This is a genomic window from Streptomyces bambusae (assembly GCF_019400985.1).
GTDB lineage: Bacteria > Actinomycetota > Actinomycetes > Streptomycetales > Streptomycetaceae > Streptomyces > Streptomyces bambusae_A.
The window spans coordinates 1-8,637 of sequence record NZ_WTFF01000308.1; the positions used below are offsets into that span (position 1 = coordinate 1).

The 8,637-nt window shown below is 76.2% G+C and carries 2 protein-coding genes; both read left to right on the forward strand.

The genetic code is table 11. The annotated features are described in order from the left end of the window. The coding region (locus tag GPJ59_RS29485; protein WP_219670909.1) for a type I polyketide synthase at positions 1-1,234 on the forward strand (1,234 nt) is incomplete at its 5' end. A 1-nt stretch (position 1,235) separates the two neighbouring features. Further along, positions 1,236-8,637 (forward strand): type I polyketide synthase (locus tag GPJ59_RS29490; protein ID WP_219670917.1); only part of this gene is annotated, 7,402 nt, incomplete at its 3' end.

Consider the following 8,637-nt stretch of genomic DNA (forward strand, 5'->3'; position numbering starts at 1 on the left):
CCTCGTCCTGACCAGCCGGCGCGGCGAACAGGCCCCCGGCGCCGCCGACCTCGCCGCCGAACTGACCGCGGCCGGCACCCGCGTCACCGTCGCGGCCTGCGACGCCGCCGACCGCGAGGCCCTGGCCGCCGTCATCGACGCCGTCCCCGCCGAACTGCCGCTGACCGCCGTCGTGCACACCGCCGGCGTCCTCGACGACGGGGTGCTCGACGCGCTCACGCCGGAGCGTTTCGCCGCAGTCGCCCGCCCCAAGGCCGACGCGGCCGTCCACCTGCACGAACTGACCCGGGACCACGACCTCTCGGCGTTCGTCCTCTTCTCCTCCTTCGCCGGCGCCGTCGGCGGCGCGGGCCAGGCCAACTACGCGGCCGCCAACGCCGTCCTCGACGCCCTCGCGGAGCAGCGACGGGCCGACGGCCTGCCCGCCACCGCCGTCGCCTGGGGCGCCTGGGCCGGCGGGGGCATGGCCGAGGACGAGGCGGCCGTCGGCGACCGGCTGCGCCGCCACGGCGTCCGCCCCATGGACCCGCACACCGCCGTGGCGGGCCTGCGCCAGGCCCTCGACCACGGCGACGCCGCCGTGGCGGTCGCCGACATCGACTGGGAGCTGTTCACCCCCGGCTTCACCGCCGTCCGGCCCAGCCCCCTGCTCACGGGCATCCCCGAGGCCCTCGCCCGCCGCGCCGCCGCACCGGCGGCCGGTGACGACGACGCGGCCTGGCACGACCGCATCGCGCTGCTGCCCGACGCCGACCGCACCGAGGCCCTGCTGGACCTCGTACGCACCCAGGCCGCGGCCGTCCTCGGCCACGGCGGCCCGGCCGCCGTGGCTCCCGCCCAGCCCTTCCGGGACCTCGGCTTCGACTCGCTGATGGCCGTCGACCTGCGCAACGTCCTCGGCGCGCGCACCGGCCTGGCCCTGCCCACCACCGTCGTCTTCGACCACCCCACCCCCCAGGCCCTGGCCGCCTTCCTGGCCGAGGAGCTCGGCGGCACGGCGGCCACCCGGCTGCGCGCCGGCCTGGACCGCCTGGAGGACGCCCTCGCCGCCGCCCTCGGCGACCCCGCCCTGCTGGCCGAGGCGGAGACCCGCCTGACGGCCCTGCTGGCCCGGGCCCGCGGCGGCGAGGACCCCACCCCCGGCCCGGACGCCCCGCTCGGCGAGGACCGGCCGGCCTTGGACACCGCGGACGACCTGTTCGCCTACATCGACCAGAAATACGGGACCCGCTGACATGGCAGCCAACGAGACCAAGCTCCTCGAATACCTCAAGCGGGTCACGACCGACCTCGACGAGGCCAACCGGCGCCTGCGCGACGCCGAGGACCGCGCCCACGAACCCGTCGCCGTCGTCGGCATGGGCTGCCGCTTCCCCGGCGGCGTGACCTCCCCCGAGGAGTTGTGGGCCCTGCTGTCCGCCGGCACGGACGCCCTCGGCGCGTTCCCCGCCGACCGGGGCTGGGACCTGGACGCCCTCTACGACCCCGACCCCGACCGGCCCGGCACCAGCTACGTCCGCGACGGCGGGTTCCTCACCTCGGCCGCCGACTTCGACCCGGAGTTCTTCGGCATCAGCCCGCGCGAGGCCCGGGCCATGGACCCGCAGCAGCGGCTGCTGCTGGAGGTCGCCTGGGAGGCCCTCGACCGGGCCGGCCTCGACCCCACCGCCCTGCGCGGCAGCCGTACCGGCGTGTTCGTCGGCACCAACGGCCAGGACTACGGCACCCTGTTCGGCGCCGCCCCCGAGGAGGGCGTGGAGGGGTACGTCGGCACCGGCAACGCCGCCAGCGTGCTCTCCGGCCGGCTCTCCTACGTCTACGGGCTCGAAGGCCCCGCCGTCACCGTGGACACCGCCTGCTCCGCCTCCCTGGTCTCCCTCCACCTGGCGGCCGAGGCACTGCGCCGCGGCGAATGCTCCCTGGCCCTCGCGGGCGGTGCCACCGTCATGGCCACCCCCCGCGTCTTCGTGGAGTTCTCCCGCCAGCGCGGCCTGGCCGCCGACGGCCGCTGCAAGCCGTTCGCCGCGGCCGCCGACGGCACCGGCTGGGGCGAGGGCGCGGCCCTGCTCGTCCTGGAGAAGCTCCCCGACGCCCGCCGCCACGGCCACCCGGTCCTCGCCGTCATCCGCGGCTCCGCCGTCAACCAGGACGGCGCCTCCAATGGCCTGACCGCCCCCAACGGCCCCGCCCAGCAGCGCGTCATCCGCCAGGCCCTCGCCGCCGCCCGGCTCTCGCCGGACATGGTGGACGCCGTCGAGGCGCACGGCACGGGCACCACCCTCGGCGACCCCATCGAGGCCCACGCCCTGCTCGCGACGTACGGGCGCAGCCGCCCGGAGGGCCGCCCGCTCTACCTGGGCTCCGTCAAGTCCAACCTGGGCCACACCCAGGCCGCGGCCGGTGTGGCCGGCGTGATGAAGATGGTCCTCGCCGTCCAGCACGGCACCCTGCCCGCCACCCTGCACGTGGACGAGCCGACCCCGCACGTGGACTGGTCGGCCGGTGACGTGGCCCTCCTGGCGCAGGCCCGGCCCTGGCCCGAGACCGGCGAACCGCGCCGCGCCGGCGTCTCGGCCTTCGGAGTCAGCGGAACCAACGCCCACCTCATCGTCGAACAGGCCGCCCCCGAGGACGCCGCCCCCACACGGCCCGGCGCCACCCCGCCCGCGCCTGTGGCTCCCGAGGCACTGCCCTGGCTGCTGTCGGCCCACACCCCGGAGGCGCTCCGGGCCCGCGCCGAGCAGATCCGCTCCCTCGCGCAGCGGACCCCCGCCCCCGACCCGGCCGACCTCGCCCATTCCCTCGCGGCCGCCCCGGTCCTGGCCCACCGCGCCCTGATACCGGCGGACGACCGCGAGCACCTCGTCACGGCGGAGGCGTCCGCGCCGGCCCTCGACCGGAAACTGGCCTTCCTGTTCTCGGGTCAGGGGGCACAGCGTCCGGGAATGGGCCGGGAGTTGTACGCGTCCCAGCCGGTGTTCGCGGCGGCGTTCGACGAGGTGTGCGGGCAGTTCGGGTTCCCGCTTAAGGAGGTCGTCTTCGGCGGGGGCGAGGAGGTTCACCGTACGGAGGTGACGCAGCCGGCGCTGTTCGCGGTCGAGGTGGCGTTGTTCCGGCTGGCCGAACACTTCGGTCTGCGGCCGGACTTCGTGGCAGGTCATTCCATCGGTGAGATCGCCGCCGCACACGTGGCGGGTGTGCTGTCGCTGGCGGACGCGTGCCGGCTGGTGGAGGCCCGTGGCCGACTGATGGGCGAGCTGCCCCAGGGCGGCGCCATGGTGTCCGTCCGGGCCTCCGAGGCGGAGGTCCGGGAGCTGCTGGCCGAAGGCACGGACATCGCCGCGGTCAACGGCCCGCAGTCAGTGGTGGTTTCGGGTGTCGAGGACGCCGTTCTGGCGGTGGCGCAGACCCTCGCTGCTCGCGGTCGTAAGACCAAGCGGCTGACCGTCTCGCACGCCTTCCACTCGCCGCTGATGGAGCCGATGCTCGACGCGTTCCGCGAGGTGGCGCAGTCCCTGGCGTACGCCGCCCCCGAGATCCCCGTCGTGTCGAACGTGACGGGTGAGCAGATCGTCGAGTTCTCGGCCGCCTACTGGACCGAACACGTACGCTCCGCCGTCCGGTTCGGCGAGGGCGTCGCCCACCTGGCCGAACAGGGAGTTGCCCACTTCCTGGAGCTCGGTCCGCAGGGCGTGCTCGCCGCCATGGCGGCGGAGTCCCTCCCGGAGGAGTTCTCCGGGCTGCTGGCCCCCGTGCTGCGCAAGGACCGTTCCGAGGCGGAGGCCTTCCTCGCCGCCCTCGCCCTGGCCTGGACGCACGAACTGCCCGTGGACACCGCCGCGCTGCTGCCCGGCCGCCGCCTGGAGCTGCCCCCGTACCCCTTCCAGCGGGAGCGCCACTGGCCCCGTACCACCACCGCCGGGGACGTCGGCGCCGCCGGTCTGAGCACGGCCGACCACCCCCTCCTCGGGGCCATGGTCACCGTCGCCGGCGCCGACCAGGTGCTCTTCACCGGACGGCTGTCCCTGGCCACCCACCCCTGGCTCGCCGCCCACGCCGTGACGGGGACGGTGTTCGTCCCCGGCCCCGCCTTCGTCGAGCTCGCCGTCCGGGCCGGCGACCAGGTCGGCCACGCCCGCCTGGACGAGCTGACCATCGAGGCTCCGCTGGTGCTGCCCGAGCGCGGCGCCGTACAGCTCCAGGTCGCCGTCGGCCCCGCGGACGACGACGGCCGCCGCTCCCTGGCCTTCCACTCCCGGCGGCACGACGACGAGCCGTGGACCCGCCATGCGGCCGGTGTCCTCGCCGAGGGCCCCGCGCTCGGCACCCCGGCCGCCGGCACCCCGGCCGAGCCGGCCGAGTGGCCTCCCGCGGGCGCCGAGCCCGTCCCCGTCGACGGCCTCTACGAGCACCTCGCCGGCCTCGGCTTCGGCTACGGCCCGGCCTTCCAGGGCCTGCGGGCCGTGTGGCGCCGTGGCGAGGAGGTCTTCGCCGAGGTACGCCTGCCGCAGGGCACAGAGGCCGCCCGCTTCGGCCTCCACCCCGCGCTGCTGGACGCCGCCCTGCACGCCGTCGGCCTCGGCGACTTCGTCGCCGGCGGGGGTGCCAGCCTGCCGTTCTCCTGGCGCGGTGTCACCCTGCACGCGGCCGGCGCCGCGGAACTGCGCGTACGGATCACCCCGGCCGGAGCCGACACCGTCGCCCTGGACGCCGCCGACGCCACCGGGGCGCCGGTGGCCACGGTGACCGCGCTCGCCCTGCGCCCGGCCGCCGCCGCGGCGCAGCACACGCACCGGCACCGGGACGCGCTGTTCCGCGTCGAGTGGACGCCCGTCACCGCGCCGGAACCCGCCGGAATCCAGGACGGGGCCCAGGGCAGGACCCAGGACGGAATCCAAGACGGAATCCAGGACGGGACCAAGGACGGGACCCAGGACGCGACCCCGTGTCGGATCGGGTCGGCGGCCGACCTGGCCGCACTCGACACCGTGCCCGCCACGGTCCTCGCCTTCGTCCCGTCGGCCGTTGGCGACCCCGCCGGCGCCCTCGTCCACGACGCGCACACGGGCACCCACCGGGTCCTGGAACTCCTCCAGGCCTGGCTCGCCGACCCGCGCTGCTCCGCCTCACAACTGGTGCTCGTCACCCGCGGCGCCGTGGCCGCCCGGCCCGGCGAACCGGTCCACGACCTCGGCCGGGCACCGGTGTGGGGCCTGGTCCGCTCGGCGCAGGCCGAGAACCCCGGCAGCTTCCGCCTCCTCGACCTCGACGGCGCCGACGCCTCCGAGGCCCCCACCGCTGCCCCCACAGGTGCCCCCGGGGACGGGCTCCCGCTCGGGAACGACGCACTGCCCACCGCCCTGGCCGCCCTGACCGCCCTGGACGAACCCCAGCTCGCCGTCCGCGACGGCCGCCTCCTCGCCCCACGCCTCACCCGCGTCCCGGCCCCCGGCCCGGCCCGCGCCTGGAACCCCGACGGCACGGTGCTGATCACCGGCGGCACCGGCGGACTCGGCGCGCTCCTGGCCCGGCACCTGGTCACCGAACACGGCGTCCGCGCCCTGGTCCTGACCAGCCGGCGCGGCGCCGACGCCCCCGGCGCGGCCGAACTCGCCGCTGAGCTCGGCGCCTCCGGTGCCGACGTGAGCATCGAGGCCTGCGACGTCGCCGACCGCGACGACCTCGCCCGGCTGCTCGCCCGGATCCCGGCCGAGCGGCCGCTGACCGCCGTCGTGCACGCCGCCGGCGTCCTCGACGACGGCGTCATCGGGTCACTGGCCCCCGAACGCCTCGACACCGTCCTGCGCCCCAAGCTCGACGCCGCCTGGCACCTGCACGAGCTGACCCGCGACCTCGACCTCGCGGCCTTCGTGCTCTTCTCCTCCGCCGCCGGCGTGTTCGGCGCCCCGGGCCAGGCCGCGTACGCCGCCGCCAACGCCTTCCTCGACGCCTTCGCCCAGCACCGCACCGCCGAGGGGCGCGCCGCCGTCTCCCTGGCCTGGGGCCTGTGGGGAGAGGGCGGCGGCATGGGAGAGCGGCTGGCCGGCCACGACCGGCGCCGGATCACCGGCTCCGGCGTCGCCGCTCTGTCCGCCGCCGACGGGCTGGAACTCTTCGACCTCTCCGGTGCGTTCGACGAGCCCCTCCTCGTCCCCGCCCGCCTCGACCTCACCCCGCCGCCCGGGGCCGCCGCGACCCCGCCCGCGCTGCTGCGCTCCCTCGTCCGCGGCCCGGCCCGCCGCACGGCGGCCTCCGCCGCCCCGGCCGGCGGCCGCACGCACTGGACCGAGCGGCAGCTGGCCGACCTGGTACGCACCCATGTGTCCGCCGTCCTCGGCCATGCCCCGGACCGGCCGGTCGATCTCGGAAAACAGTTCACCGACCTCGGCTTCGACTCGCTCACCGCCGTCGAACTGCGCAACCGCCTGACCGGCGACACCGGGCTGCGCCTGTCGGCCACCCTCATCTTCGACTACCCCACCCCGGCCGCCCTCGTCGAGCACCTGAGCGCACAGCTCGGTACGGACAGCACGGAGACCGGTACGGCCGGACCCGCCCGCGCACCCGGTGGTGCCCCTGCCGCCGCGGCGGCGGGGACCGCGGCCGACGACCCCGTCGCCATCGTCGCCATGAGCTGCCGCTACCCGGGCGGCGTCCGCTCGCCCGAGGACCTGTGGCGGCTCGTCGCCACCGGCGGGGACGGCATCGGGGCGTTCCCCGAGAACCGCGGCTGGGACCTCGACGGCCTCTTCGACGCCGACCCGGACGCCGCCGGCCGCTCGTACGTCAGCGAGGGCGGGTTCCTCTACGACGCGGCCGAGTTCGACGCCGCGTTCTTCGGGATCTCGCCGCGTGAGGCCCTCGCGATGGACCCGCAGCAGCGGCTGCTGCTGGAGACCGCCTGGGAGGTCTTCGAACGCGCCGGCATCGACCCGGTCTCGGTCCGCGGCAGCGAGACCGGTGTCTTCGCCGGCGTGATGTACCACGACTACGCCGCCCACCTCGACGAGGTGCCCGAGGGCATCGACGGCTACCTCAGCACCGGCAACGCCGGCAGCGTCCTGTCCGGCCGCATCTCCTACGTCATGGGCCTGGAGGGTCCGGCCGTCACCGTGGACACGGCGTGCTCGTCGTCGCTGGTCGCGCTGCACCTGGCCGCACAGGCCCTGCGGGCCGGCGAGTGCACCCTCGCCCTCGCCGGCGGCGCCACGGTCATGGCCACCCCCACCACCTTCGTGGAGTTCTCCCGGCAGCGGGGCCTGGCCGCCGACGGCCGCTGCAAGTCCTTCTCCGCCGATGCCGACGGCACCGGCTGGGGCGAGGGCGTCGGCCTGCTGCTGCTGGAGCGGCTCTCCGACGCCCGGGCCAACGGCCACCCGGTGCTGGCGGTCCTGCGCGGTTCGGCCGTCAACCAGGACGGCGCGTCCAACGGGCTGACCGCCCCCAACGGCCCCGCCCAGCAGCGCGTCATCCGCCAGGCCCTGCGCAACGCCGGCCTGACCACGGCCGACGTCGACGCCGTCGAGGCGCACGGCACCGGCACCACCCTCGGCGACCCCATCGAGGCCCAGGCCGTCCTCGCCACGTACGGCCAGGACCGGCCCGTCGGCCGCCCCCTCCACCTCGGTTCGCTGAAGTCGAACATCGGCCACACCCAGGCCGCGTCCGGTGTCGGCGGCGTCATCAAGATGGTCATGGCGATGCGCCACGGCGTGCTGCCGCGCACCCTCCACGTCGGCGAGCCCACCCCGCATGTCGACTGGTCCTCCGGGGACGTCGCGCTGCTGACCGAGCCGGTGTCCTGGCCGGAGACCGGCCGGCGCCGCCGCTCCGCGGTCTCCTCGTTCGGCGTCAGCGGCACCAACGCACACGTCATCGTGGAACAGGCCCCCGACGACGAACCGTCCGCCGCCCCGGCGGAGGTGCCCGCGGTGGCAGCTTCCACGTCAATGGCCTCCGCGTCGATGGCCTCCGCGCCGGCGGCCACCCTGCCCTGGGTGCTGTCCGCCGCCACCGACACCGCCCTGCGCGCCCAGGCCGACCGCCTGCTGGCCGCCCTCACCGAACGCCCCGGCCTGCCCCTCGCCAACACCGGCCTGACGCTGGCGCGCTCCCGCGCCGCGCTCGAACACCGGGCCGCCGTCCTCGCCACCGACCACGCCGGCTTCACCGCCGGCCTCGCCGCGCTCGCCGCCGGCGAACCGAGCCCGCAGCTCGTACGCGGCTGCGCCCGCGGCACCGCCCGACCCGTCTTCGTCTTTCCCGGGCAGGGGTCGCAGTGGGTGGGGATGGGGCGGGAGTTGTGGGCGTCGGGTGGTGTGTTCGCGGAGCGGATGGCGGAGTGTGAGCGGGCTTTGTCGCCGTTCGTGGAGTGGTCGCTCTCGGAGGTGTTGTCGGACGAGGTGGCGCTGGCGCGGGTGGATGTGGTGCAGCCGGTGCTGTGGGCGGTGATGGTGTCGCTGGCGGCGTTGTGGCGTGCGCACGGTGTGGAGCCGGCGGCGGTGGTCGGCCATTCGCAGGGGGAGATCGCTGCGGCGTGTGTGGCGGGTGGTCTGTCGTTGGAGGACGGTGCGCGGGTGGTGGCGTTGCGCAGCCGGGCGCTGCTGGCGCTGTCGGGGCGGGGCGGGATGGTCTCCG